The following is a 25,595-nucleotide window of genomic DNA, read 5'->3' on the forward strand; positions in this document are numbered from 1 at the left end:
CGGGGTGTCGATGACGCGGCTTTCGCCGAAGTCCTTCTGCAGGCCGTCGGTGACGCGGAAGACGCCACCGAGTTTGCCGACGTCCTCGCCCATGATGAGGACCTTGGGGTCGGCCTCCAGGGCACGGCGCAGCGACTCGTTGATCGCCTTGGCCATGGCCATGTTTTTGACGGTCTCAGCCATTTCAGTGACCCCCCTCTACGTCCGCGAACGAAGCCTGGTAGGCGGCGAACTGCGCACGCTCCTCGTCGACGAGCGCGTGCCCGTCCGCGTACACGTTCTCGAAGATGGCGAAGTGGTCCGGGTCCGGCATGGCACGGACCGCTTCGCGCACTCGTTTGCCCAACGCTTCGCTCTCCGCCTCCAGTTCCTCGAAGAATCCCTCGTTCGCGTGGTTTGAGGCCTCGAGGTAGCGGCGCAGCCGCAGGATCGGGTCCTTCGCCTCCCAGGCCGCCCGCTCGTCGTCGTGGCGGTAGCGGGTGGGGTCGTCGGAGGTGGTGTGGGCGCCCATGCGGTACGTGTACGCCTCGACCAGCGTCGGTCCCTCACCGGCGCGGGCCCGCTCCAGGGCCCACTTCGTCACCGCGAGGCAGGCCAGGACGTCGTTGCCGTCCACGCGGACGCCCGGGAAGCCGTAGCCCTGGGCGCGCTGGTAGAGCGGGACGCGGGTCTGCTTCTCGGTGGGCTCGGAGATCGCCCACTGGTTGTTCTGGCAGAAGAAGACGACCGGGGCGTTGTAGACCGCGGAGAAGGTGAAGGACTCCGCGACGTCGCCCTGGCTGGAGGCGCCGTCGCCGAAGTAGGCGATGACCGCCGAGTCCGCGCCGTCCTTGGCGACGCCCATGGCGTAGCCCGTCGCGTGCAGCGTCTGGGAGCCGATGACGATCGTGTACAGCTGGAAGTTGTTGCTGTTGGGGTCCCAGCCGCCGTTGTTCACGCCGCGGAACATGCCGAGGAGGTTCGTCGGGTCGACGCCGCGGCACCAGGCGACGCCGTGCTCACGGTAGGTCGGGAAGACGTAGTCGTCGTCGCGCAGGGCCCGGCCGGAGCCGATCTGGGCGGCCTCCTGGCCGAGCAGCGAGGCCCACAGGCCCAGCTCGCCCTGGCGCTGCAGGGCGGTGGCCTCGGCGTCGAAGCGCCGGGTGAGCACCATGTCGCGGTACAGGCCGCGGAGGTCTTCGGGGGTGAAGCCGTCGACGTACGTGTCGTAGTCGGCGTTCTTGACGCGCTCGCCCTCGGGCGTCAGCAGTTGCACGAGCTCGGGGTCGGCGCCCTGCTGGGCTGCGGTTCCCTTCTTGGCGGTCGTGCGGGTGGTGCGCTTGGTACCGGTGGTGCCGGCTGCTTTGGCACCGGCGGTGCCGGCCTTGCTCCCGGCGCTGCGTCGCGGTGTGCGCGCGGCAGTGCTCTCCACGGTCACGTGTGCTCCTCCGTCGGTCCGGCCCCCGGGATTGCCGGGATCCAGTGCGGCTCACCTGTTTCCGACACCCGTTGCACGGGGTGGGTGCCACTCGGCCGGGAACAGGCGTGACAGGTGCCCCGGCGAGCGCCCTGCATCCATCACGTTACCCAGTGCTTCACATTTCTGTGAAACCCCTCCTGACCTGCGTTTTTGATTGGATCTCCAAGTATTTTTACTTGGAAATCCGAGTACTTCGCAGATGCCCGGAGAAGCCGCTGGTCACGGCTCTGGTCACCGCCTGACAGGGGGCCGGAACACCGGCACGTTATCCCGGTCACCCCGGCGACGGGAAGACTTCATGAACGACTCTTTCGGCCGCAGAGGAGGAGAAATCGGGAGCTTTGTTCTCCGCGTCTTTCGGCCAGCAGGGGAGAAGCACCTGCTTCGGCGCAACGCACACGCGCGTGGAGCCCCATCGAGGCTCCACGCGCGTGTGTGTCGACTGATGATCGGCTCGGCCTCGGCCTCAGCCGCCCAGGCCTCCGCTTCCGACGCCGGTCGTCGTGCCGCCGTTCTCCGTGCCACCGTCGTCCGCGGGGGGCGTCTCCGGGTCGCTCGGCGGGGTCTGCGACTGGGTCGCCGGGTTCGACGGCGGCGTGGGGCTCGGCACGTCCGACGGCACGTCGCTCGGCTGGCCGCTGGGCGACGGGGACTGCGTGTAGGACGGGCGGGGCGACGGCGAGTAGTACGAGCCGGAGCCCGAACCGGTGTCGTCGCCCGAGGTGTCCTCGTCGCTCGGCTCTTCGCTCACCGATTCGCTCGGCGACTTGGACGGCTCTTTCTCCTTGGTCGTCTGGCTCTGGGTCGGCGACTTCGTGGTCTCGCCGCCGCCCTTGCCCGAACCGCCGTTGTTCAGCGCCAGCGCCACGCCCGCCGCGACGGCGATCACCGCGAGAACGGCAAGAATCCACAGCTTGCCGCGGCCGCTGCCCCGGTTGCCGTGCCCCTCGAAGCCGCCGTCGTCACCGCCGCCGTACCCGGTGGGCAGGATCGGCTGCGGGATCTGCGTGGTGCCGGAGGCGTCGCCGGGGTGCGGCATCACCGAGGTGCTCGCGAAGCCCCCGGCCGGGGTCTGCCGGCCGCCGTGCGACGTGACGGGGCCGGTGTCCCAGGTGCCGGTGTGGCCGCCCTGGTCGTACAGCATCTGCAGCCCGTACTGGACCAGCCCGCGCATCTCCTCGGCGGTCTGGAAGCGGTCGTCCGGCTCCTTGGCGAGAGAGCGCATGACAAGTCCGTCGAGCTCCGGCGGGCACGCGCCCTCCGAGGTCTGGGACGGGGGCACCGGGATGTCCTGGACGTGCTGGTAGACCACCGACAGCGGGGTCTCGCCGGTGAACGGCGGACGCAGCGCGAGCAGTTCGTACAGCAGGCAGCCCGTCGCGTACAGGTCGGAGCGGTGGTCGACGGCCTTGCCGAGGGCCTGCTCGGGGGAGAGGTACTGCGGGGTGCCCATGACCATGCCGGTCTGCGTCATCGTCGTGGACGCGCCGTGCAGGGCGCGGGCGATGCCGAAGTCCATCACCTTGACGGCGCCGTTGTGCGTGATGATGACGTTGGCCGGCTTGATGTCGCGGTGCACGATGCCGTGCTGGTGCGAGTAGGCCAGCGCCTCCAGGACACCCGAGACGATGATCAGGGCCTGCTCCGGGCCGGGGGCCTCGGCGTTCAGCAGCAGGTCACGGATGGTGCGGCCCTCGACCAGCTCCATCACGATGTACGGCACGGACTGGCCGCCCACGACGTCCTCGCCGGAGTCGTACACGGCGACGATCGCGTGGTGGTTGAGGCCCGCCACCGACTGTGCCTCGCGTGTGAAGCGGGCCTTGGACACGGGGTCCTCGGCGAGGTCGGCCCGCAGGAGCTTCACGGCCACGGTGCGTCCGAGGCGTACGTCCTCGGCCGCGAACACCTCGGCCATGCCGCCCCGGCCGAGTCTGCCGGTCAACCTGTACCGGCCGTCCCCGACAAGCCCGCCGTTACCCCACAGCTCAGGCGCGTCTGACATACCGCCGCCAGCCGCCTCGGGGTCGGACGGGCCCTGAGCGCGCTGCTGCTGTGCCATCAGTCCTCGCCGTCGTTTCTGCCCGCGGTACGCGCGGTGTTGTTACGGTCTCCGTCGGCCACGCTACAGCCTCCGCGCAAGCCTCCGGTTCGGGAAGACCCCGGCGACCGGTCCGAGACAGACCGGCCATGAAACCGTTAGCAGGCGCTGTCGTGCAAATTCTGTGTACCGGGCGTAGGTCCGCTGTAACGCTTGCGCGACGCTTCTTTCGCGTACGGTCACGGAACGGGCACCGAGCTTGACGTGTCAGTGCCCTGGGGCAGACTTGGCCGGGAATGGCGCATTCGATCAACGACAATCGCCGGCGCCGAAGGCCAATGGGGGACGCGAGAACATGAGCCAGGACGCCGCACAGGGCCGGTACGCGGGGCGGTCACTCGCCGGCGGCCGCTATCAGTTGCGCGACTTGCTCGGCGAGGGCGGCATGGCCTCGGTGCATCTCGCCTACGACTCGGTGCTCGACCGCCAGGTCGCGATCAAGACACTCCACACCGAGCTGGGCCGCGAACAGGCCTTCCGCGAGCGCTTCCGCCGCGAGGCCCAGGCCGTGGCCAAGCTCACGCACACGAACATCGTCTCGGTCTTCGACACCGGCGAGGACGACGTCGACGGCATGACGATGCCGTACATCGTCATGGAGTACGTCGAGGGCCGCCCCCTCGGCTCGGTGCTCGACGAGGACGTGCGGCAGTTCGGCGCGATGCCCGCCGACAAGGCGCTGAAGATCACCGCTGATGTGCTCGCCGCGCTGGAGATCAGCCACGAGATGGGGCTGGTGCACCGCGACATCAAGCCCGGCAACGTGATGATGACCAAGCGTGGCGTCGTCAAGGTGATGGACTTCGGCATCGCCCGCGCCATGCAGTCGGGCGTCACGTCGATGACACAGACCGGCATGGTCGTCGGCACCCCGCAGTACCTCTCGCCGGAGCAGGCCCTCGGCCGGGGCGTGGACGCACGCAGCGACCTGTACTCCGTCGGCATCATGCTCTTCCAACTGGTCACCGGGCGGCTGCCGTTCGACGCGGACTCCCCGCTGGCGATCGCGTACGCGCACGTGCAGGAGGAGCCGGTGGCCTCCTCGTCGATCAACCGGGCGTTGCCGCCGGCCGTGGACGCGCTCATCACCCGCGCGCTGAAGAAGAACCCGAACGAGCGCTTCCCGACCGCCGTGTCCATGCGCGACGAGTGCCTGCGCGTGGCGGCCTCCTTCCAGCCGGCCCCGCCGAGCATCGTCCCGGGCGCCCCCACGCAGAGCGGCGCGGGCGTCGGCTCCGCGGTGTTCCCGCCGGTCGACCAGGCAGCCCCGGCGCCCCAGGGGAACGTCCAGACGCCGTACCAGCCCGCCCCGACGCCGAACCCGTACGGCGCTCCGACGCCCTCCCCGGCGTACGGCTATCCGCAGCAGGGCGGCTACCAGACGCCCACACCGTCGCCGTACGGGCCGCAGACTCCCTCGCCGTACAACATCACCCCGCAGACCGTGGCCGGGTCGCCCTCCGGCTCCGGCGGTGGCTCGGGGTCCGGCGGGCGCAAGAGCAACCGGCCGGTCATCATCGGCTCGGTCGTGGTGGCCGTCCTCGCGGTCGGCGGTCTGATCGCCGCTCTGGCGCTGAACGGGGGCAGCGGCAAAGAGGAAGCGGGCGGGGACAACAGCGCGAGCCCCACGACGTCGGCGACGAAGGCGGCGGGCTACCGCCCGCCGGACACGTCGAAGTCGATCGACTCGACGGAGTGCAGCGAGCCGCAGGAGTCGTACAACGACCCGGACAAGATCCAGATCCCGGACTTCAAGTTCAAGTACATCCAGTCGGTCAAGGAGTGCGCCCAGGCGGCGGGCTGGAAGCTGTCGCTCAAGGACGTCGACGAGAACACCTACGGCGACGGCTCGGTCATGGAGCAGTTCCCGCCCGCCGGGACCGACGTCGACCCGAAGGACATGCCGGACATCGTGCTTAACGTGTCCACGGGCAACCCGCCCTCCTGACGAACAGCACGCGAAAGGGCCCGGCGTCGGTCGCCGGGCCCTTCATGTATGTGGAGTCGTCCAGAGCGTGTTGCGAACGTCCCGTCATCCGCCGAAGGGCGGGCGGGACTTTCGCACCTAGAGGTACGGCCCGCCCGAACGGCCGCCCGCGCGCGGGTCGTCGCCGCCCTCGTGGGAGGCGCCCGGCGGGAGGGCACGGCGCATCGACTCCAGCTGTGCGCGCGCGGCCATCTGCTGGGCGAACAGGGTGGTCTGGATGCCGTGGAACAGACCCTCCAGCCAGCCGACCAACTGGGCCTGTGCGATCCGCAGTTCGGCGTCGCTCGGGGTCGCCTCGTCCGTGAACGGCAGGGAGAGCCGCTCCAGCTCCTCGACCAGCTCCGGCGCCAGACCGTCCTCCAGCTCCTTGACCGAGCTGGCGTGGATCTCCTTGAGCCGGACCCGGCTGGCCTCGTCCAGGGGAGCCACGCGCACCTCTTCGAGGAGCTGCTTGATCATGCTGCCGATCCGCATGACCTTGGCCGGCTGCTCGACCTGCTCCGTCACGGGGATCTCGCGGGAGTCCTCGTCTGCGTCGATGCCGCCGAGTGCCATGCCGTCCTGGCCTACGACCAGGATCCGCTGGGCGTTCTCCGGCGATCTTTCGTTCCTCGGCATCTCCATGCCGCCATTCTCTCGCACGCCTACACCTCACCACCGTGGTGCCCCCGGTGAAGGGTGATCCACCATTTCCGTTCGGCGCAGTCCGGAGTGCCCTGATTACTGAGTGATGCCAGGCTTGTGCCGTCTTTCTCTTGACGACTGGACACCGGGAGGGGGTCACGGGCGTGACTCCATGGCGACGGGGGTTGTGCGTGGTGGGGGTGGTTTTCCTGCTGCTGCAGGGAGGTCCGTCGTACGCCAGCGTCTCTTCGTACGACACCCCGTCCGCGCCCCCCTCCGCCCCGGACCGGGCCGGGAGCCGGGCCGGGGAGGGGAAGGTACGGCCGGGGCGGAGTGTCGAAGAGAGCGACGAGAACGACGAGGACGAGTCCGTCGGTTCGGACGTCGGCGAGGAGGACCCTCCTCCCCCGGCCGAGCCGCCCGGCGAGGCCGGGCTCGTGCCTTCCGAGGCACCGGGGGCCGACTCCACCGAGGAGCAGCCCGTCGGACGGGTGCTGCGGATCCTGCCCCTCGGCAGCGGACTGCTCCTGATCGGCCTCGGCCTCGGCCTCGCCTTCCTCGCCCTGCGGCTGCGCCGCGTCTAGAGTCCTTGGGCCGCGTCGTCTCCAGAGCCCGGCCTGGGGCCGCGTCGTCTCCAGAGCCCGGCCTGGGACCGTGTCGTCTCCAGAGCCCGGCCCGTGGCCGTGTCGTCTCTAGAGCCCGGCCTGGGGCGTGACCAGCAGCACCTTGCCGACGTGGCTGCTCTCCTCCACGACCTGGTGGGCGGTGGCCGCGTCGCTCATCGGGATCTCACGGTCGATGACCGGGCGGACGTGGCCGTCGGCGAGGAGAGGCCAGACGTGCTCGCGCACAGCCGTGACGATGGCCGCCTTCTCGCCGAGCGAGCGGCGCCGCAGCGAGGTCGCGCTGATCGCGGCGCCCTTGCTGAGCAGCGCGCCGATGTTCAGCTCGGCCTTGACGCCGCCCTGCAGGCCGATGACCGCGAGCCGGCCGTTGACGGCGAGGGCACGGATGTTGCGCTCGAGATACTTGGCGCCCATGTTGTCGAGGATGACGTCGGCACCGGCGCCGTCCGTGGCCTGCTCGATCTCGGCGACGAAGTCCTGCTCGCGGTAGTTGATCAGGATTTCCGCGCCGAGCCCGGCGCAGTACTCCAGCTTGTCCTTGGAACCCGCCGTGACGGCGACCTTCGCGCCGACGGCCGTGGCCAGCTGGATCGCCATGGTGCCGATGCCGCTGGAGCCGCCGTGCACGAGCACGGTCTCGCCAGGGCGGAGGTGGGAGATCATGAAGACGTTCGACCAGACCGTGCAGACCACCTCCGGCAGCGCCGCGGCCTCCTTCAGGCCGACGCCCTCGGGCACGGGCAGCAGCTGCCCGGCGGGGACGGCGACCCGCTCGGCGTAACCGCCGCCCGCGAGCAGCGCGCACACCTCGTCACCGACGGCCCAGCCGGACACACCGGGACCGATCGCGGCGATGCGGCCCGAGCACTCCAGGCCGGGATACACGGACGCGCCGGGCGGCGGGTTGTAGTAGCCCTGCCGCTGCATGATGTCGGCCCGGTTGACGGCGCTGGCCACCACCTCGACCAGAACCTCGCCCTCCCCGGGCACCGGATCGGCCACCTCGTCCCACACCATCGCCTCGGGTCCACCGGGTTCGGGAATCGTGATCGCATACATGAGAAGGACGCTACCCGTCATGCGTCGAAGGGCCTCCTCCGGAAATTCCACGTGCGATCACCGATGAGTCCGCGGGACGGTGAAGGTCTTTCCCTGCGTCACCCCTGTACGCGGAAGGACAGCTCACCATGAGCCAGCACACGTCAGGCCTGGCCATCGAGACCGCGGGACTGGTCAAGACGTTCGGCGAGACGCGGGCCGTCGACGGAGTCGACCTGGCCGTGCCCACCGGCACGGTCTACGGCGTCCTCGGCCCGAACGGCGCCGGCAAGACCACCACCGTGAAGATGCTCGCCACACTGCTCAGGCCCGACGGCGGCGAGGCCCATGTCTTCGGGCACGACGTCGTACGGGACGCCGACGCCGTGCGCTCCCGGGTGAGCCTCACCGGGCAGTACGCGTCCGTGGACGAGGACCTCACCGGCACCGAGAACCTCGTCCTGCTCGGCCGGCTGCTCGGTCACCACAAGAAGGCCGCCAGGGAGCGCTCCGGGCAGCTGCTGGAGGCCTTCGGGCTCACGGACGCGGCGGGAAAGCAGGTCAAGCACTACTCGGGCGGCATGCGGCGCCGCATCGACATCGCCGCGTCCATCCTCAACACTCCCGACCTGCTCTTCCTCGACGAGCCGACCACCGGTCTCGACCCGCGCAGCCGCAATCAGGTGTGGGACATCGTGCGGGCCGTGGTCGCGCAGGGGACCACCGTGCTGCTGACCACGCAGTACCTGGACGAGGCCGACCAGCTGGCGTCCCGGATCGCGGTCATCGACCACGGCAGGGTGATCGCCGAGGGCACCAAGGGCGAACTGAAGGCGTCCGTCGGCGCCGGATCCGTCCATCTACGGCTGCGCGATCCGGCGCAACGGGCGGAGGCCGAGCGAGTGCTGCGCCTGGCGCTGGACGCGGACGTGCAGCCGGAGCCCGATCCGGTGGCGCTGACGGCCCGGCTCGGCGCGGCGGCGAGCGAAAAGGCCGCCGAGCAGGCCGCGCGGGCCCTCGGAGAACTGGCCCGCGCCGGCATCACCGTCGACAACTTCTCGCTGGGCCAGCCCAGCCTGGACGAGGTCTTCCTCGCCCTCACCGGACACGACACGCGCGACGCGAAGGACGAGGTGGCGGCATGAGCACCGCGACGACGACCGACACCCAGGACCTCGCCCCCGTCAGCACCGAGTCGCTGACCGCCCTGCTCGTCGCCAAGGAACGGCCGCCGCGGCCCAGCGCGTGGTCCGCCTCCCTGACCTTCGGCTGGCGGGCCGTGCTCAAGATCAAACACGTACCGGAGCAGCTCTTCGACGTCACCGCCTTCCCGATCATGATGGTGCTGATGTACACGTACCTGTTCGGTGGGGCGCTGGCCGGCTCGCCGAAGGAGTACATCCAGTTCCTGCTGCCCGGCATCCTCGTGATGTCGGTCGTGATGATCACGATGTACACCGGCGTCTCGGTCAACACGGACATCGAGAAGGGCGTCTTCGACCGCTTCCGCTCGCTGCCGATCTGGCGTCCGGCCACGATGGTCGGCTATCTGCTCGGCGACGCCCTGCGCTACGCCATCGCGTCCGTCGTCATGCTCACCGTCGGCATGATCCTCGGCTACCGGCCCGACGGCGGGGTCGCGGGTGTGGTCGCGGGGATCGCCCTGCTGATCGTCTTCTCGTTCGCGTTCTCGTGGATCTGGACGATGTTCGGACTGCTGCTGCGCACCGAGAAGTCGGTGATGGGCGTCAGCATGATGGTGATCTTCCCGCTCACCTTCCTCTCCAACGTCTTCGTCGACCCCCGCACCATGCCGGGCTGGCTGCAGGCGTTCGTCAACAACAGCCCGGTCACCCATCTGGCGTCCGCGGTGCGCGAGTTGATGGGGGGCGACTGGCCGACCGACGAGATCGCCTGGTCGCTGGGGTGGGCGGGCCTGTTCGTGCTCGTCTTCGGACCGGTCACGATGCGGCTGTACAACCGCAAGTAGCGCTCAGTGCCGCTCGTCCCGCCGGGCGGACGGCGACACTCGCACGATCGTGATGACCCGGTCCGTCAACTCCAGCACCCCGATGGCCGGATCGTCGTAGCCCAGCACCCGGTGTCCGCGTACGACGCTGACGACCAGGTCGTCCGTCTCGCGCGGACTCAGGCCCGTCTCCGCCTTGGTGACGGGCCGTTCGACGATGTCGAGCCCGCTGCCCTGGCTCATGAGGTCCTCCATGACCGCGCCCGCGGCGGGGCTGAGCACGGACAGCCCCAGCAGGCGGCCGGCCGCGCCGGCACTCGTGATGACCTCGTCGGCGCCCGACTGCTTCAGCAGCGGCGCGTTCTCCTCCTCACGGACCGCCGCCACGATGGTCGCGCCTCGGTTGAGCTGGCGGGCGGTCAGCGTCACCAGCACCGCGGTGTCGTCGCGCTGGGTCGCGATGATGATCTTTCTCGCCCGTTGCACCTCGGCCCGCCGCAGGACATCGCTGCGCGTCGCGTCCCCGACCACGCCCTCGAAGCCCTCGGCCCTCGCCGTCTCGATCGCCTTCGTGCTGGGGTCGATGACGACGACCTGTTCCTTCCGCAGGCCCACCGCACAGACGGTCCGGATCGCGGACCGTCCTTTCGTGCCGAAGCCGACGACGACGGTGTGGTCGCGCAAGGGAGGCCTCCCGTGTTCTCGACGCGTCCCCGGCCCGGGAACGTGTTGCTGTTATGAGCGGGTGCGCCCCGTCCGCAACCATGGTGCCCACGGTTCGGATCACCACCACAGGGGGCACGCGATGCGGGACGACGAGCAACAGCCTTCCAGGGCGAGGAGATTGCCGCTCCTCCGGTCCCTCTGGTACGGCTCCCGCAGAGAGGCCCGCGACGAGCAGGAGGCCAGCCACTTCATCACGATGCCGGCACGCACCGGCATCCCCCCGCTCCAACAGGTCCTGCGCCGCCTGGCCCTGGCCCTGCTGGTTCTGGCGCTCACCACGCTGCTCGTCTACGTCGACCACGAAGGCTACCGGGACAGTTCCGACAACTCCGTCGACCTCCTCGACTCGGCGTACTACGCCACCGTCACGCTCTCCACCACCGGCTATGGCGACATCACCCCGGTGAGCGACGCCGCCCGGCTCACCAACATCCTCGTCATCACACCGCTGCGCGTGCTGTTCCTGATCATCCTGGTCGGCACCACCCTCGAGGTCCTCACCGAGCGCACCCGTCAGCAGGTCCGCATCCACCGCTGGCGCGGCCGCACCCGCAACCACGTCGTGGTCGTCGGATACGGAACCAAGGGGCGCCACGCCGTGGAGACGTTGATCGGACAGGGCATCCCCAAGGACCGGATCGTCGTCGTGGACGCGCAGCGCAAGGCGGCGCAGGTGGCCGGCGACGACGGGATGGTGTCGGTGACCGGGGACGCCACCCGCTCGGAGACGCTGCTGAAGGCCGAGGTGCAGAGCGCCTCCCGGGTGATCGTCGCACCGCAACGCGACGACACGGCGGCTCTGGTCACGCTGACCGCCCGCCAGCTGAACCGACGAGCCACGATCGTCGCCGCCGCTCGCGAGGACGAGAACGTCCCGCTGCTCAAGCAGAGCGGCGCGGACACCGTCGTCACCAGCTCCAGCTCCGCCGGCCGCCTGCTGGGTGTCTCCATGGTCAGCCCGGCCGTGGCCAGGACCCTCGAAGACCTTATGACCCTCGGCAGCGGCCTCGACCTCATCGAACGTCCTGTGACGAGCGAGGAGGTGGGGCGAACGCCCCGCGCCTGCGCGGATCTGGTCGTGGCCGTCGTGCGGGACCGGCAGGTGCTGAACTTCGCCGATCCGAAGCTGTCCGAGCTCCGTCGGGGAGACCGTGTGATCACGGTGAGCCGCCCCCGGGCGACTGCCGAGTAGAGAGGCGGCGGATGCGAGGTTTCACGTGAAACAGGGCAGATGGTGTTTCACGTGAAACACACGCCGATTCCGGCGCTCGCCCAGGGCAGGTCGAGCAGTTCCGCCTCCTGACCGGGCCGGGCGCCGCCCGGTGGTACGACCGCGAGGGCGTCGGCCGCCGCGATGCCACGCAACATGGCCGGACCGTTGTAGTGCAGCGGCACGGCACGGTCGCCGCGCAGCACGACGGGGATGAGCCGGGTGTCGTACGGGTGACCGTGCGCCGCGTCCTGGAGCGGCAGGGTGTACGGCTCCGGGGCGGGCCGTGCCGCGAGGGTGCGCAGCAGGGGTTCGGCGAGCGTGAGCAGGCCGGAGACGGCCGCGAGGGGATTTCCGGGCAGGCCGACGAGGTGCTGGTCCTCCCTGGTGCGGGCCAGCAGCATGGGGTGGCCGGGGCGTACCGTGACGCCGTCCACCAGGAGTTCGGCGCCGATGCGGCGCAGGGTCGGGTGGACGTGGTCGACGGGGCCCGCCGCGGTGCCGCCCGTGGTGACGATCAGGTCGGCGTCGCTGCTGGTGATCGCCTTGTGCAGCGCCTTCGCGTCGTCGCTGATCCGGCGTACGGCGGTGACCTCGGCACCCAGCGCACGGAGCCAGGGAGGAAGCATCGGGCCGAGTGCGTCCCTGATCAGGCCGTCGTGCGGCAGCCCTTCGGTGAGCAGCTCGTCGCCCAGGACCATGACCTCGACCCGGGGCCGGGGAACGGCCGCGACGGTGTCGTACCCGGCGGCCGCGGCGAGGCCGAGGACGGCCGGGGTCACCAGGGTGCCGACCGGGAGCAGCTGGTCACCGTTGCGGCACTCCTGGCCGCGCGGGCGGATGTCCTGGCCGTGCCCCAGTGTGGGCGTTCTTCCCGCTCGGCCGGAGTCCTGGGGGAGGGCCGCGTGCAGTCGGCCCTTGTCGTCGGTGCGGCCGTGCTCGCTGCGCAACACCGCGGTGGTGTCCGGGGGGATGCGGGCGCCGGTGGCGATACGGACGGCCTCGCCGTCGGCGAGAGACTCGGGGGCGGCGTGCCCGGCAAGGACGCCCTCCTCGCGGACGTCCCAGGGGCCGGGCCCCGCGACCGCCCAGCCGTCCATCGCGGAGGTGTCGAAGGAGGGGAGGTCGGTGAGGGCGGTCAGAGGGGCGGCCAGCACCAGGCCGAGGGCGTCGGCGAGGGGCACGGAGACAGGGGTGCGGCGGCGGGCGGCGGCCTGGGCGGCCCGCGCGGCGATCGCCTGGGCCTCGGGCCAGGGGGTGGCCTTGTGGTGGGCGTCCGGACGGTGGGAGGAGCGTGGGGTGGTGGGCTCGGACGCGGGACCTTGGTCGCCGGGGGTCCGCGACGGCCTGTGGTCACCGGGGGCCCGTGTGGGGCCCTGGCCGCCGTGTGCCGGGGGGGAGCCGTGGTCTCCGTAGGCCCGAGCGGGGCCGTTGGCTTCGTTCACGAGGGCGAGCACCTCCTCGACGTCGAGGTCCTCGGCGTCCTGCCCGCCCTGGATGCCGGGGGCGGTCATCCGGCGTCCGGGCGGGCGTCCGGGGTGGCGTCGGGGGCCAGGTCGGGCTGGGCCTCGGTTGTCGCGTCGGGCTTGGTCTCGGTGTCCTCGTCGGCCCAGCGCACCGCCAGTGCCGCGGCCTTGCGGGCGGCGTCGGCGACGGCCTCGGGGCCGCCCTGGGCCTGCGCGGCCGCGTAGCCGACAAGGAAGGTGGTCAGCGGCGCCGCGGGGCGTGCCACACCGTGGGCGGCGTCTCGGGCGAGGTCGAGCAGGACGCCGGTGTCGACGTCGAGGTCGATGCCCAGTTCGTCCTTGACTGCGGAAATCCATTCATCCAACACGTGACCATGCTCCCTGATACGTGCCCTGGCGGTGGCGATGTCGTCCCAGGTGTCGCAGTCGAAGGCGGCGACGGGGTCGGGGACGCGCGTGAGATCGAGTCCTGCGGTCAGCCGGCGCAGGGGCAGCCCGGTGAGCCCGCCGGGCTCGTCGGTGAGGGCCGCGAGTCTGCGGCGCAGCGCGGGCACTCGGTACGCGGCCACGAGCGGCTGGTCGCGGCCGTCGGCGTCGGCGACGAGCACGCCGTCGGCGTCGTCGGCCCGCAGCGTGGTCAGCAGCCGCCGTACCGTGCCGTCCCCGAGGAAGGGCAGGTCGGCGGAGAGGACGACGACGTGGTCCGCCGTGGTCTGGTGCAGTCCGGCGGCGAGGGCGGCGACCGGCCCCGCGCCGGGTGGGTCCTCGCGGGCCCAGCGCACGGGCCGCACGGTGGGCCGGGGGTCGGCGACGACGACGGTCGTGCGCGCGCCGGCGCAGGCCGTGAGCACCCGGTCGAGCAGCGCGCGGCCGCCCACCCGGACCCCGGGCTTGTCCGCCCCGCCGAGCCGCCGGGCCCCGCCACCGGCGAGCACGACGGCGTCATAACCGTGGCGGTCGTCGGTGCCGGGAGCACCGGGAGGCTCGTGCGAGGTCATCCCTCGAGTATGAACTCAAAGGCTGCGCAGCAGTACCGCCGGTTGTTCCACGCAGTCCGCCACGTACCGCAGGAAGCCGCCCGCCGTGCCGCCGTCGCACACCCGGTGGTCGAAGGTGAGGGAGAGCTGCACGACCTGGCGTACCGCCAGTTCCCCTTCGTGCACCCATGGTTTGGGGACGATGCGGCCGACGCCGAGCATGGCCGCCTCGGGGTGGTTGATGATCGGGGTGGAGCCGTCGACGCCGAACACGCCGTAGTTGTTGAGCGTGAAGGTGCCGCCGGTCAGTTCGGCGGGCGTGAGTGTGCCCCCGCGGGCGGCCTCGGTCAGCCGCGCGAACTCCGCGGTGAGCGCCTCGGCGTCTCGCGCGTGCGCGTCCCGTACGACGGGGACGACGAGCCCCCGTTCTGTCTGCGCGGCGAAGCCGAGGTGGACGTGGTCGAGCCGGACGACCTCCCTGGCCTCGGTGTCGACGGTGGAGTTGAGTTCGGGGAACCGGGCGAGGGCCGCCGTGCAGATCCGGGCGAGGAGCGCGAGCAGGGAGATCTTCGGCCCGCCCGTCGCGTTCATGGCCGTCCGCGCCCGCATGAGCTCCGTGGCGTCGGCGTCCACCCAGCAGGTGGCGTCGGGGATCTCACGACGGCTGCGGGAGAGCTTGTCGGCGACGGCGCCCCGGACGCCCTTGAGGGGGATGCGGGTGCCGGCCGCGGGGGCGGTCGACGGCTGGGGTGCGGTCACCTGGGTGGGTGCGGCCGCTGCGCGCAGGGCCTGCTCCACGTCCGCGCGCAGGATCAGCCCGTCGGGTCCGGAGCCGGCGAGCGCCCTCAGGTCCAGCCCGTTCTCGCGGGCGAGCCGCCGCACTAGCGGAGAGATGACGGGCACGGGGGCGTCTGCGCCGAGCAGCGGGGGCGCCGTCGAAAGGGCCGGCACCGTCGGTACCTCCTGCGCCGTCGGGGCCGCCTGCGCCGTCGGGGCAAGCTGCGTCGTCGGTCGTACCCGGCGCCTGCGGGCGGGGGCCTCCGAGGTGCCGTAGCCCACCAGCACGTTCCCCGAGCCCTTGCTCGACTCCCCCGCGTCCCCGCCGGAGGCCGACGGGCCCACCGCCACCGTCAGAAGGGGCGCCCCGACGGGCAGTTCCGTGCCCTCCTCGCCGAAGCGGGCGGTGACCACGCCGCCGTAGGGGCAGGGCACCTCGACCATCGCCTTGGCCGTCTCGACCTCGACGACCGGCTGGTCGACGGCGACGACGTCGCCGACCTGGACCAGCCAGCGGACGATCTCCGCCTCGGTGAGCCCCTCACCGAGGTCGGGGAGCTTGAACTCCAGCACCTGTGCCATCAGCTCTCGGCCTCCCACTGCAGGCGCGCCACGGCGTCCAGGATCCGGTCGACGCCGGGCAGGTGGTGGCGCTCCAGCATCGGCGGCGGGTACGGGATGTCGAACCCGGCCACGCGCAGCACCGGCGCCTCCAGGTGGTGGAAGCAGCGCTCGGTGACCCGGGCGGCGATCTCCCCGCCCGGCCCGCCGTACCCTCCCGACTCGTGGACGACCACGGCGCGTCCGGTGCGCCGGACCGAGGCGCAGACGGTCTCGTCGTCGAAGGGCACCAGCGAGCGCAGGTCGACGACTTCGAGGTCCCAGCCCTCGGCCTGGGCCGCCTCCGCGGCTTCGAGGCAGACGGGCAGCGACGGGCCGTAGGTGATGAGCGTGGCGCTGCGGCCCGGGCGGCGCACGACCGCGCGGCCGATCGGTTCGACCGTCTGTGGGTCGTCCGGGTTCCAGGTGTCCTTCGACCAGTACAGGCGCTTGGGCTCCAGGAAGACGACCGGGTCGTCGGAGGCGATGGCTGCGCGCAGCAGGCCGTAGGCGTCGGCGACGGTGGCGGGCGTGACCACGTGGAGTCCCGGGGTCGCCATGTAGTACGCCTCGGAGGAGTCGCTGTGGTGCTCGACGCCGCCGATGCCGCCGCCGTAGGGGACGCGGACGGTGATCGGCAGCGGCATGGTGCCGCGCGTGCGGTTACGCATCCGGGAGACGTGGCTGATGAGCTGCTCGAACGCGGGGTAGGCGAACGCGTCGAACTGCATCTCCACGACCGGCCGGAGGCCGTACATCGCCATGCCGACGGCCGTACCGAGGATGCCCGCCTCAGCCAGTGGCGTGTCCGTGCAGCGGTCCTCGCCGAACTCCTTGGCGAGGCCGTCGGTGACCCGGAAGACGCCGCCGAGGGTGCCGACGTCCTCGCCCATCACGTGGACGGTCGGGTCGGCCGCCATGGCGTCGCGCATCGCGCGCGTGAGGGCCTGCGCCATGGTGGCGGGCTTGACGGCGACGGTGGTCATCAGTGGGTCCCTTCCTGCTCCGCCTCGAGCTCGGCACGCAAATGCGACTGCTGTTCACGCAGCTGCGGGGTGGGCTCGGCGTACACGTGGGCGAACAGGTCCATGGGGTCGAGCACCGGGTCCTTGTTCATGCGTTCGCGCAGGTCGGCGGCCATCGCCTCGGCGGCGTCCCGCGCGGACTGCCTGGTGTCGTCGTCGAGGAGTCCACGCTCGGTCAGTTCGTGCTCGAGGAGCTGGATCGGGTCGTGCGCGCGCCAGGTCTCGACCTCGGTGTCGCCGCGGTAGCGGGTGGCGTCGTCGGCGTTGGTGTGGGCGTCGATGCGGTAGGTCACCGCCTCGACGAGGGTGGGGCCGCCTCCCGCACGCGCGTGCCGTACGGCGTCGGTCAGCACCTCCAGGACGGCGGCCACGTCGTTGCCGTCGACCAGGCGGCCCGGCATGCCGTATCCGACGGCCTTGTGGGCCAGGGAGGGGGCGGCGGTCTGCTTGGCGAGCGGGACGGAGATCGCGAAGCCGTTGTTCTGGACGAGGAAGACGACCGGGGCCCGCCACACGGCGGCGAAGTTCAGTGCCTCGTGGAAGTCGCCCTCGCTGGTGCCGCCGTCGCCGACCATGGCGAGCGCGACCACGTCGTCACCCTTCAGGCGGGCGGCATGGGCGAGGCCGACCGCGTGCGGGAGCTGGGTGGCGAGGGGGGTGCACAGCGGGGCGACGCGGTGCGTGCGGGGGTCGTAGCCGGTGTGCCAGTCGCCGCGCAGGAGGGTCAGCGCCTCGACGGGGTCCACCCCGCGTGCGACGGCGGCGAGCGTGTCGCGGTAGCTGGGGAAGAGCCAGTCCCGCTCCTGAAGGGCGAGGGCGGCGGCGATCTCGCAGGCTTCCTGGCCGGTGGTGGACGGGTAGACGGCGAGGCGGCCCTGCTTGGTGAGGGCGGTGGCCTGGGCGTTGTACCGGCGGCCGCGCACGAGGTGCGCGTACAGGTGGCGCAGCAGGTCAGGGTCGGTCTTCGCGGCCGCCTCCGTGCCGAGGACGCGGTACGGCTCGGCGTCGGGCAGCAGTGGCGCGGGGTCGGTACGGGGCTGCCAGGCGGGCGGCGGCGTGGGCCGGTATGCGCCCCGCTGCTCCATGACCGTCATGACGGACCTCCTCGTGGGAGCGGCTCCGGGAGGCGCCATGAGTGGTGCGCCTCACCTACCGATTGTTCGGTCGTCGGCACATTTTGGCTACAGGCACCTCCAGGCTGTGGACAAACGGTTCTGCACAGCCTGAGATGGACGCAGTACGTCCATGGTAGGAAGGCGGGGGGACATGGCACCTGAACAAATGGCCGAGGGCCAGGACACCGGCACCCCCCTCCCGGACACCGGCGTCCGACTGCCGGCCCCGCGCCCCCTGGACGCCATCGACCAGGACATCCTGCGCATGCTCCAGACGGACGGCCGGGCGTCGATACGGTCGGTCGCCGAACGGGTCCACGTCTCCCGCGCCAACGCCTACGCGCGGATCAACCGGCTCGTCGAGGACGGCGTCATACGCGGCTTCGGGGCGCGCGTCGACCACGAGCGCGCGGGGCAGGGCACGTCCGCGTACATCACCCTGAAGATCGTCCAGAACTCCTGGCGCACGGTGCGAGAGCAGATCGTCCGGCTGCCCGGCGCCGCGCACATCGCCCTCGTGGGAGGCGACTTCGACGTGCTGCTGCTGGTGCACACGCCCGACAACAGAGCTCTGCGCGAGCTGGTACTCACCCGGCTCCAGGCGATCCCCGAAGTCCTCAGCACCCGCACGCTGCTCGTGTTCGAGGAGGAGGACCTGGAGCCCCACGGCTGATCACTCGCTCGAGCGCAGCCCCCCGAAGACCAGCTGCGCGACGGCGTCGGCCACGTCGCTCTCTCGCATCCCCCGACCGTCGGGGCGGTACCACTCGACGATCGAGTTGATCATCCCGAAGACCAGCCGGGTGGCCAGCCGCACCTCCACGTCGCCACGGACGTCCCCGTCGGCGGCGGCTGCCTTCAGCAGCTCGGCGACCCGGTGGTCGAAGTCGCGGCGCCGCTCCAGGGCCCACCGCTCGGCGTCGGTGTTGCCGCGCACGCGCAGCAACAGCGTCACATACGGCAGTTCGGCGATGAGCACCTCGACCATGCGCCGCACGACGTACTCCAGGCAGTCCGCGGGACGCCCCACGCGCGCGTCCTCCTCGTCGAGGATCGCGAAGAGGCCGTCCAGCGCCCGGCTCACGGCGCGGCGCAGAAGTTCCTCCTTGCCGGAAACGTGGTGGTATATCGACGACTTGGAGATGCCGGCCGCCTTGGAGAGGTGCTCCATGGAGGTGCCGTCGTAGCCGCGCTCGTTGAAGACCCGCACCGCGACCGACAGCAGCGTCTCCGGGGTGTACGTGTCGCGCTTGGCCGTGGTCATGAGGTGCCCTCCCGCTTTTCGGTGGCGTAAGCGTGGCGGTAGAGCGCGAGGGACGGCGCGTAGCGGCCGGAGGGGTCGCGCTGGTGCAGGTCGTCGAGGAGGGCGCACGCCCAGCTGCGGCCCAGCCTGCGGCTCCATTCGAAGGGGCCGAGGGGGTAGTTCACGCCGAGGCGCATCGCGGTGTCGATGTCCTCCTCGGTGGCCACGCCCTTGGCGACGGCGTCGTGCGCCAGGTCGACGACCCGCGCGACCGTACGGGCGACGATCATGCCGGGGACGTCGCCGATGACGCTGACGTCCTTGCCGAGGGCCTGGAAGAGGCCGATGGCCTCGGCGAGGGTCTGCGGGGAGGTGTCCTGGGAGGCGGACAGGGCGATGCGGGTGGCCCTGCGGTAGTCGAGGGCGAGATCGAAGTAGACGACGTCCCGGAACTCCACGGAGGTCTGGCCGTCGGCGAGCACCAGCTGTCCGCCGGACGGCAGTACCAGGCGGGTGCCGTGGTCCTCGTCCTCCGCGCGGACCTGGACGCCCGCCTCACGGATCAGCGCGAGCAGTTCGGAGGCGGGGCCCAGGCCGCCCTCGGCGACGACGTACGCGGGCGGCTGCGCGGGCTCCGCGGTGTGCGGCTCGGACCGCTCGGCGCCCTCGCGGTAGTCGTACCAGCCCTGTCCGCTCTTGCGGCCGAGGCGGCCCGACTCGACCAGCCTGCGCTGGGCCAGGGACGGTGTGAAGCGCACGTCCTGGAAGAAGGACTGCCACACGGAGTGGGTGACGGACTCGTTGACGTCCTGCCCGATGAGGTCGGTGAGCTCGAAGGCGCCCATCCTGAAGCCGCCCGACTCGCGCAGCACGGCGTCGATGGTGGCGGGGTCGGCGCCCTGGGCCTCGTAGACCGCGAAGGCCTCGGCGTAGAAGGGCCGCGCGATGCGGTTGACGATGAAGCCGGGGGTGTCGGCGCAGGCCACCGGTGTCTTGCCCCAGGCTCGTGCGGTCTCGTACGCGCGCGTGGCCGACGTGACGTCGGTGGCGAACCCGGAGACGACCTCGACCAGGGGCAGCAGCGGCGCCGGGTTGAAGAAGTGCAGGCCGACGAGGCGGCCCGGGTTGCGCAGGGCGCCGCCGATGGCGGTGACGGACAGGGACGAGGTGTTGGTGGCGAGGAGACAGTCGTCGGCGACGACGTCCTCCAGCGCGCGGAACAGCTCCTGCTTGGCGTCCAGCCGCTCCAGGATCGCCTCGAGAACCAGCGCGCAGTCGGCGAGCCGGTCGAGGCTCTCGGCGGCCGTGAGCCGGGCGCGTGCCGCGTCGCGGTCGGCGCCGGTGAGGCGGTCCTTCTCGACGAGCCGGTCGAGGCGTGCGCCGATCGCTGCGGCCGCTTCCCGGGCCCGCCCGGGGACGGCGTCGTACAGCCGTACAGGGTGGCCGGCGACCAGCGCGACCTGGGCGATGCCCTGGCCCATGGTGCCGGTGCCGACGACGGCCACGGGGCTGCTGAGGTCGAGTGCTGTCATGTGCGCGATCCTCCCGCACGGGGATTTCCACAGATGCGGCAGGCCCCCTTGTCCCGACCGATCGTTCGGTTACTCTAACTCTGTCCGCCCGTTCCCGCCCAGGTTTCCGCCCAGGTCATGAGCTCGACGAAGAGTTCTTGAGACGAGGAGTTGGTCCCGCATGGCCGCCGAACTCACCGCGCACGATCTGATCGCCAAGCACCGGCCCACCCTCGACCAGGCGCTGGAAGCGATCCGCACGCGCGCGTACTGGTCCCCGCACCCCGAACACCCCAAGGCCTACGGCGAGAACGGCAGTCTGGACGCAGCGGCGGGCAAGGCCGCCTTCGACGCCCTGCTCGGCACCCGCCTCGACCTCGGCCAGCCCGGCACGGACGACTGGGTCGGCGGCGAGGCATCGCCGTACGGCATCGAGTTGGGCGTGACCTACCCGCACGCGGACGTCGACACGCTGCTGCCCGCCATGAAGGCCGGTCAGCGGGCCTGGCGGGACGCGGGCGCGGAGATGCGCGCGGTGGTCTGTCTGGAGATCCTGAAGCGGATCAGCGACCGGACGCACGAATTCGCGCACGCGGTCATGCACACCTCCGGCCAGGCCTTCATGATGGCGTTCCAGGCGGGCGGCCCTCACGCCCAGGACCGCGGCCTGGAGGCGGTGGCGTATGCGTACGTGGAGCAGGTGCGCACCCCGGACACGGCGGAGTGGACCAAGCCGCAGGGCAAGCGCGACCCGCTCGCCCTCACCAAGCGGTTCACGCCGATCCCGCGCGGGATCGCCCTGGTCATCGGCTGCAACACCTTCCCGACGTGGAACGGCTACCCGGGCCTGTTCGCCTCCCTGGCGACGGGCAACGCGGTCCTGGTCAAGCCCCACCCGCGCGCGGTGCTGCCGCTCGCCCTCACCGTGCAGGTCGCGCGCCAGGTGCTCACCGAGGCCGGCTTCGACCCGAACTTGGTGGCGCTGGCCGCCGAGCGGCCCGGCGAGGCCATCGCCAAGACGCTCGCGGTCCGCCCCGAGATCAGGATCATCGACTACACCGGTTCGACGTCGTTCGGCGACTGGCTGGAGACCAACGCCCGCCAGGCGCAGGTCCACACCGAGAAGGCCGGCGTCAACACGGTGGTCGTCGACTCGACCGCGAACTACAAGGGGATGCTCGCCAACCTGGCCTTCTCGCTGTCGCTGTACAGCGGCCAGATGTGCACCACCCCGCAGAACCTGCTCGTCCCGCGGGAGGGCATCCGCACCGACGAGGGCCCGAAGACCTACGACGAGGTGGTCGCCGACCTCGCGCGCGCGGTCGACGGACTCCTCGGCGACGACGCCCGCGCGAACGCCCTGCTCGGCGCCATCGTCAACCCCGACGTGAAGGCCCGTCTGGAGGCCGCCGCCGGCCTGGGCGAGGTCGCTCTCGCCTCCCGTGAGGTGAGCAACCCGGAGTTCCCGGGCGCGGTCGTGCGCACGCCCGTCATCGTGAAGCTGGACGGCGCGCGGAAATACTGGGAGGGGGCCGACGACGAGGCCGCCTACATGAGCGAGTGCTTCGGCCCGGTCTCCTTCGCTGTCGCGGTCGACTCGGCGGCGGACGCGGTGGAGCTGCTGCGGCGGACCATCCGCGAGAAGGGCGCGATGACCGTCGGCGCGTACACGACCGACGACGAGGTCGAGCAGGCCGTGCAGGAGGTCTGCCTGGAGGAGGCCGCCCAGCTCTCCCTCAACCTCACCGGCGGGGTGTACGTCAACCAGACCGCCGCCTTCTCCGACTTCCACGGCTCGGGCGGCAACCCGGCGGCCAACGCGGCGCTCACCGACGGCGCGTTCGTCGCGAACCGCTTCCGGGTGGTGGAGGTGCGCCGGGAGGCCTAGGGCCTCTGTTTGGATCATGCCGGGCTCGCGGGCCCCGGCACCGGACCCCGCTCCCTGATCCGGCCTGATCCAAACGAAAGACCCTAGGCCCTTACGGCGGTGGGCGCGCCCCCGGTGGCGCTCCAGTGGTACAGCGTCATGGCCACGCTGGTCGCGAGGTTGTAGCTGGAGACCTGGGGGCGCATCGGCAGCGCCAGCAGGTGGTCGGTGCGCGCGCGCAGCTCCGCCGACAGGCCGCTGCGCTCCGAGCCGAAGGCGAGGACGGCGTCGTCCGGGAGTTTCACGCCCCGGATGTCGTCGCCCTCCGGGTCGAGCGCGAACACCGGCCCGGGCGGCAGCTCGGCCACCGTCAGCCGCTCCACGGCGGTCGCGAAGTGCAGTCCCGCCCCCCCGCGCACCACGGTGGGATGCCAGGGGTCGAGGGTGCCGGTGGTGACGACCCCGGTCGCGCCGAAACCGGCCGCCAGCCGGATCACGGCCCCCGCGTTGCCCAGGTTGCGCGGGTTGTCGAGGACCACGACGGGCGCGGGGCGGGGCGCAAGGCCCAGCCGGTCGAGATTGGCCTCGCGGGAGGGCCGTACGGCCAGCGCGGCGACGGCGGTGGGGTGCGGGCGCGGGACGAGGGCCCGGTACGTCGACTCCGGGACCTCCGTCAGGAGCGCGTCCAGGGTGTCGCGTACGTCCGGGGCGAGCTCGTTGGCCAGGGCGAGCGCCGCCCGCCGGTCGGCGGTGACCGCCACCGGGACGTCGGCGCCGAACCGCACGGCGTGCTTGAGGGCGTGGAAGCCGTCGAGCAGTACGGACGAATCGGCGAGCCGGTGCCAGGCGCTCACAGGGTCGGTCATGGGGTGAAGCCTACGGGCGCGTGCTCGGGGTTCTCCGGGGCGACTGTGTCCTGCCGCGGCGGCGTGCGACCGTCGCGGGGAAACAGCCGTCCACGCGCGTGTGCCGCCCATCCGCCCAGGCGGCGCAGGAACGAGGTGGGGAGGAAGACGGCGTCCGTCGTGATCATCGCCAGGGAGAAGAACGGCAGTCCGAGCACCACGGCGATCACGGTGTGCTCGGTCATCATGGCGGCCAGCAGCACGTTCTTGACCCGCCGGTTGACCAGGGTGAACGGGAAGGCGACCTGCACGACGACGGTTCCGTACGTCGCGAGCAGCACGAGCGTACCGCTGGCGGAGAGCAGGTCGGCGAGAGCGGGCCAGGGCGTGAAGTAGTCGAGGTGCAGGGGGTAGTAGACGGCGGTGCCGTCCTGCCAGCGCGAGCCCTGGATCTTGTACCAGCCGGCCGTGGCGTAGATCAGGCAGGCCTCGGCCATGATCACGAGCAGGGCGCCGTTGTGGACGACGTTGGCGATCACGTCGAGCAGGATCCGCGGCTCGGCGGTCTTCGCGCGGCGCCCGACGACCCACCACAGGGCCTGTATCACCCACGTTCCCCAGAGGATCGTCGGCAGCAGTCCGTGCCCGCCGATGCCCGCGGCGAAGGCCATGACCAGGCCGACCGGTGCCGGCCGACCCGAGTCGTCCACGTCCGACAGCCAGTTCTCGCCCAGCTTCCCGGCGAGGGTCGAGGCGAGCAGCACCAGCCCGAACGCTCCCCACAGGACCGGGCCTACCCGGTCCACCACCCGCTCTCCACGTGCGCGTGCCTCACGGGCGAGCCGCTCCCGCCGCGCGTCGAGCGACCACACCTGGGCGCAGCGCGTGAACACGAGGTAGATCGCCATCAGGTGCAGGACGTTGTCGCCGCCGTCGCCGACGAACACGCTGCGGTTCTGCAGCGACAGCACACCGACCATGAACACCACGGCCATCGTGCGGGTGCGCCAGCCGAGCAGCAGCAGCGCGCTGGAGAGGACGGCGAGCGCGTAGACGATCTCGAACCAGACCCGCCCGTCCGACCACATCAGCACGGTGAAGGCACCGTTGCTCCCGGTCAGCTGCTGGGCGAGGTCCCAGCTCCACGGCCCGTCGGGACCGTACAGCTCCTGACGATGTGGCAGCTCGCGCAGCAGGAACAACAGCCAGGTCGCGCTGAACCCGATGCGGACGACCGCGGTCTGGTACGGCCCGAGCACCGACTCGGTGACGCGGGCGATGGCGGCGGAGACCGACAGGGCGAAGCGATTCACTTGACGCCCCCCTTCGCCTCGTCCGCGGGGACCGACCACCAGGTCATCACGCGGTACGTCGGCTTGAGCGAGATCTGCTCCCGGCTCCATTCGGGCGGGCGCACGTTGGTGGTGCTGGAGCGGACCTGGACACGTTCGAGGACACCGTCCGCGCCGGCCACGCCCTCGCGGGACAGGCGCAGCACCACGATGCGGCGCAGATACGTCTCGGAGAGGGAGCCGCGCAGGCCCACCGGGCGATTGTCGGCGCCGTGCGTGGCGACGAAGTAGTCCCAGGCGCGGCGCAGCTCGTTCTGCTGGGTGTGGCTGGGCAGCAGGTTGCCCTCGATGGCCCGGCCGTCCTCGGCCGAAAGGTCGTACCAGCCGGTGGTGCGGAGGTCGCCGTTCGGCGAGCTCACCTGGGCGCGGACCTGGACGGCGATGTTCTGCTGGAGCGGGTTCGGCGCGAACAGCTTCCAGTTCTGCTCGAACTCGGGGTAGACCCAGTCGTCTATGGCCTTGCCGTGCCGCTTGGTGACCGTGTTCGACGGCGCGACGTGCAGGAACACCATGCCGATGTGCACACAGACGGTGACCGCGACGACCGCCAGCGCCAGGGCGACGCCTATCTGGTAGCGGGGCGAGAGGGCGGCGACTCCGGTGCGGGCTTCGGGGGGCGGAGCCGGTCGGTGGTCGGCGGGCAGAGCGGCAGGGGCGTCCTGGACGGGACCGTCGGTGTGGTCGTGGCCGGGACTGGCGGGGTGGTCGCGGACGGCCCGCGCCTGTGGGGGAACGCCGGGGGTCGAGCCGTGCTGAGGCTGCGGCTCGTGCGCGGCGCCCGAGTCCTCCTGGGCGTCCGTTCCGCCGTACGCGTCCATTCCGCCCCGTTTCCCGATCCCGGCCCGTTCCGCGGGCCCGCGACTCCACCGTCGGCGCTCGCACGGAACGGTACTCAGGCCCACCGGCCCGGCACAGCCCCTGCCGTACTTCTCACAGCCGACCGGTGCCGAGCGGTTGTCCACACCCACGGGACCCACGAGTTGTCCACAGGGGAGGCCAGCAGGTTATCCACAGCGGTTGACACCTTACGACGGCCGTCCCACCATGGAATCGCACGGACCGAACGATCGGTCGGGA

Annotated in this window: 21 protein-coding genes and 2 pseudogenes; 7 read left to right on the top strand and 16 right to left on the bottom strand. The window is 71.4% G+C overall.

Annotated elements, in window-relative coordinates; translation table 11 throughout:
* From AC067M_RS21310 to AC067M_RS21320, 3 genes and pseudogenes are all read right to left on the bottom strand, one after another.
* A pseudogene (locus AC067M_RS21310) lies at window positions 1-183 on the bottom strand (alpha-ketoacid dehydrogenase subunit beta); the annotation flags it as partial.
* Window position 184: 1 nt separating this feature from the next.
* Window positions 185-1,417, bottom strand: coding sequence for a pyruvate dehydrogenase (acetyl-transferring) E1 component subunit alpha (gene pdhA / locus AC067M_RS21315; protein WP_478698582.1), 1,233 nt, complete (start codon window positions 1,415-1,417; stop codon window positions 185-187).
* A gap of 508 nt (window positions 1,418-1,925) precedes the next feature.
* Window positions 1,926-3,521, bottom strand: coding sequence for a protein kinase domain-containing protein (locus AC067M_RS21320; RefSeq protein WP_478698583.1), 1,596 nt, complete (start codon window positions 3,519-3,521; stop codon window positions 1,926-1,928).
* 334 nt (window positions 3,522-3,855) lie between these two features.
* Between AC067M_RS21320 and AC067M_RS21325 the strand changes: the two genes are divergently transcribed.
* The gene (locus AC067M_RS21325; protein WP_478698584.1) at window positions 3,856-5,508 is read left to right on the top strand and encodes a protein kinase domain-containing protein; all 1,653 of its coding nucleotides are present in this window, start codon (window positions 3,856-3,858) and stop codon (window positions 5,506-5,508) included.
* 117 nt (window positions 5,509-5,625) lie between these two features.
* Here AC067M_RS21325 and AC067M_RS21330 read toward each other — a convergent pair whose 3' ends face one another.
* Complete coding sequence (locus tag AC067M_RS21330; protein ID WP_133928118.1) at window positions 5,626-6,171, bottom strand: bacterial proteasome activator family protein; 546 nt, start codon at window positions 6,169-6,171, stop codon at window positions 5,626-5,628.
* 191 nt (window positions 6,172-6,362) lie between these two features.
* On the opposite strand from AC067M_RS21330, the gene AC067M_RS21335 reads away from it, so the two are divergent.
* Entirely contained in the window at window positions 6,363-6,755 is a 393-nt protein-coding gene (locus tag AC067M_RS21335) for a hypothetical protein (RefSeq protein WP_478698585.1), read from the top strand.
* 108 nt (window positions 6,756-6,863) lie between these two features.
* On the opposite strand, the gene AC067M_RS21340 is transcribed toward AC067M_RS21335, so the two are convergent.
* A complete protein-coding gene (locus AC067M_RS21340; protein ID WP_478698586.1) occupies window positions 6,864-7,856 on the bottom strand; it encodes an NAD(P)H-quinone oxidoreductase in 993 nt (330 codons plus the stop codon).
* Between the two features lie 128 nt (window positions 7,857-7,984).
* On the opposite strand from AC067M_RS21340, the gene AC067M_RS21345 reads away from it, so the two are divergent.
* A complete protein-coding gene (locus AC067M_RS21345) occupies window positions 7,985-8,980 on the top strand; it encodes an ATP-binding cassette domain-containing protein (RefSeq protein ID WP_478698587.1) in 996 nt (331 codons plus the stop codon).
* Window positions 8,977-9,825, top strand: coding sequence for an ABC transporter permease (locus AC067M_RS21350; RefSeq protein ID WP_478698588.1), 849 nt, complete (start codon window positions 8,977-8,979; stop codon window positions 9,823-9,825). Before AC067M_RS21345 ends, AC067M_RS21350 begins: the two co-directional genes overlap by 4 nt.
* A 3-nt stretch (window positions 9,826-9,828) precedes the next feature.
* Here the strand turns inward: AC067M_RS21350 and AC067M_RS21355 are convergent.
* Window positions 9,829-10,497: pseudogene (locus AC067M_RS21355) on the bottom strand (potassium channel family protein); the annotation flags it as partial.
* 112 nt (window positions 10,498-10,609) lie between these two features.
* Here AC067M_RS21355 and AC067M_RS21360 point away from each other — a divergent pair.
* Window positions 10,610-11,722, top strand: coding sequence for a potassium channel family protein (locus AC067M_RS21360; protein ID WP_478698589.1), 1,113 nt, complete (start codon window positions 10,610-10,612; stop codon window positions 11,720-11,722).
* Window positions 11,723-11,769: 47 nt separating this feature from the next.
* On the opposite strand, the gene AC067M_RS21365 is transcribed toward AC067M_RS21360, so the two are convergent.
* From AC067M_RS21365 to pdhA (AC067M_RS21385), 5 genes are read right to left on the bottom strand one after another with little or no spacing between them, the layout of a single operon-like run.
* Window positions 11,770-13,254: a molybdopterin molybdotransferase MoeA gene (locus tag AC067M_RS21365; RefSeq protein WP_478698590.1), complete on the bottom strand. Its 1,485-nt coding sequence runs from the start codon at window positions 13,252-13,254 to the stop codon at window positions 11,770-11,772.
* A complete protein-coding gene (locus AC067M_RS21370) occupies window positions 13,251-14,204 on the bottom strand; it encodes an NTP transferase domain-containing protein (protein ID WP_478698591.1) in 954 nt (317 codons plus the stop codon). The genes AC067M_RS21365 and AC067M_RS21370 overlap by 4 nt, the downstream gene beginning before the upstream one ends.
* A 15-nt stretch (window positions 14,205-14,219) precedes the next feature.
* A complete protein-coding gene (locus AC067M_RS21375) occupies window positions 14,220-15,542 on the bottom strand; it encodes a dihydrolipoamide acetyltransferase family protein (RefSeq protein ID WP_478698592.1) in 1,323 nt (440 codons plus the stop codon).
* Window positions 15,542-16,546, bottom strand: coding sequence for an alpha-ketoacid dehydrogenase subunit beta (locus AC067M_RS21380; protein WP_478698593.1), 1,005 nt, complete (start codon window positions 16,544-16,546; stop codon window positions 15,542-15,544). The genes AC067M_RS21375 and AC067M_RS21380 overlap by 1 nt, the downstream gene beginning before the upstream one ends.
* The gene (gene pdhA, locus AC067M_RS21385) at window positions 16,546-17,679 is read right to left on the bottom strand and encodes a pyruvate dehydrogenase (acetyl-transferring) E1 component subunit alpha (RefSeq protein WP_478698594.1); all 1,134 of its coding nucleotides are present in this window, start codon (window positions 17,677-17,679) and stop codon (window positions 16,546-16,548) included. Before pdhA (AC067M_RS21385) ends, AC067M_RS21380 begins: the two co-directional genes overlap by 1 nt.
* 187 nt (window positions 17,680-17,866) lie before the next feature.
* Here pdhA (AC067M_RS21385) and AC067M_RS21390 point away from each other — a divergent pair, with 187 nt between their 5' ends.
* Window positions 17,867-18,373, top strand: coding sequence for an Lrp/AsnC family transcriptional regulator (locus AC067M_RS21390; RefSeq protein ID WP_478698750.1), 507 nt, complete (start codon window positions 17,867-17,869; stop codon window positions 18,371-18,373).
* On the opposite strand, the gene AC067M_RS21395 is transcribed toward AC067M_RS21390, so the two are convergent.
* Window positions 18,374-18,964, bottom strand: coding sequence for a TetR/AcrR family transcriptional regulator (locus AC067M_RS21395; RefSeq protein ID WP_478698595.1), 591 nt, complete (start codon window positions 18,962-18,964; stop codon window positions 18,374-18,376).
* A complete protein-coding gene (locus AC067M_RS21400) occupies window positions 18,961-20,475 on the bottom strand; it encodes a 3-hydroxyacyl-CoA dehydrogenase (RefSeq protein ID WP_478698596.1) in 1,515 nt (504 codons plus the stop codon). The genes AC067M_RS21395 and AC067M_RS21400 overlap by 4 nt, the downstream gene beginning before the upstream one ends.
* A 160-nt stretch (window positions 20,476-20,635) precedes the next feature.
* Here AC067M_RS21400 and paaN point away from each other — a divergent pair, with 160 nt between their 5' ends.
* Complete coding sequence (gene paaN, locus AC067M_RS21405) at window positions 20,636-22,342, top strand: phenylacetic acid degradation protein PaaN (RefSeq protein ID WP_478698597.1); 1,707 nt, start codon at window positions 20,636-20,638, stop codon at window positions 22,340-22,342.
* Window positions 22,343-22,425: 83 nt separating this feature from the next.
* Here the strand turns inward: paaN and AC067M_RS21410 are convergent, their stop codons facing one another.
* Genes AC067M_RS21410 through AC067M_RS21420 form a run of 3 tightly spaced genes read right to left on the bottom strand, consistent with a single transcriptional unit; the run spans window position 22,426 to window position 25,336 of the window.
* A complete protein-coding gene (locus tag AC067M_RS21410) occupies window positions 22,426-23,187 on the bottom strand; it encodes a TrmH family RNA methyltransferase (RefSeq protein ID WP_478698598.1) in 762 nt (253 codons plus the stop codon).
* Window positions 23,184-24,479 (bottom strand): HTTM domain-containing protein, encoded by a 1,296-nt coding sequence (locus AC067M_RS21415; RefSeq protein ID WP_478698599.1) that lies wholly within the window; start codon window positions 24,477-24,479, stop codon window positions 23,184-23,186. Before AC067M_RS21415 ends, AC067M_RS21410 begins: the two co-directional genes overlap by 4 nt.
* Window positions 24,476-25,336, bottom strand: a complete 861-nt coding sequence (locus AC067M_RS21420; RefSeq protein ID WP_478698600.1) for a DUF5819 family protein — start codon at window positions 25,334-25,336, stop codon at window positions 24,476-24,478. Before AC067M_RS21420 ends, AC067M_RS21415 begins: the two co-directional genes overlap by 4 nt.
* Window positions 25,337-25,595: the final 259 nt, after the last annotated feature.

This window comes from Streptomyces sp. NPDC043427 (assembly GCF_056436655.1).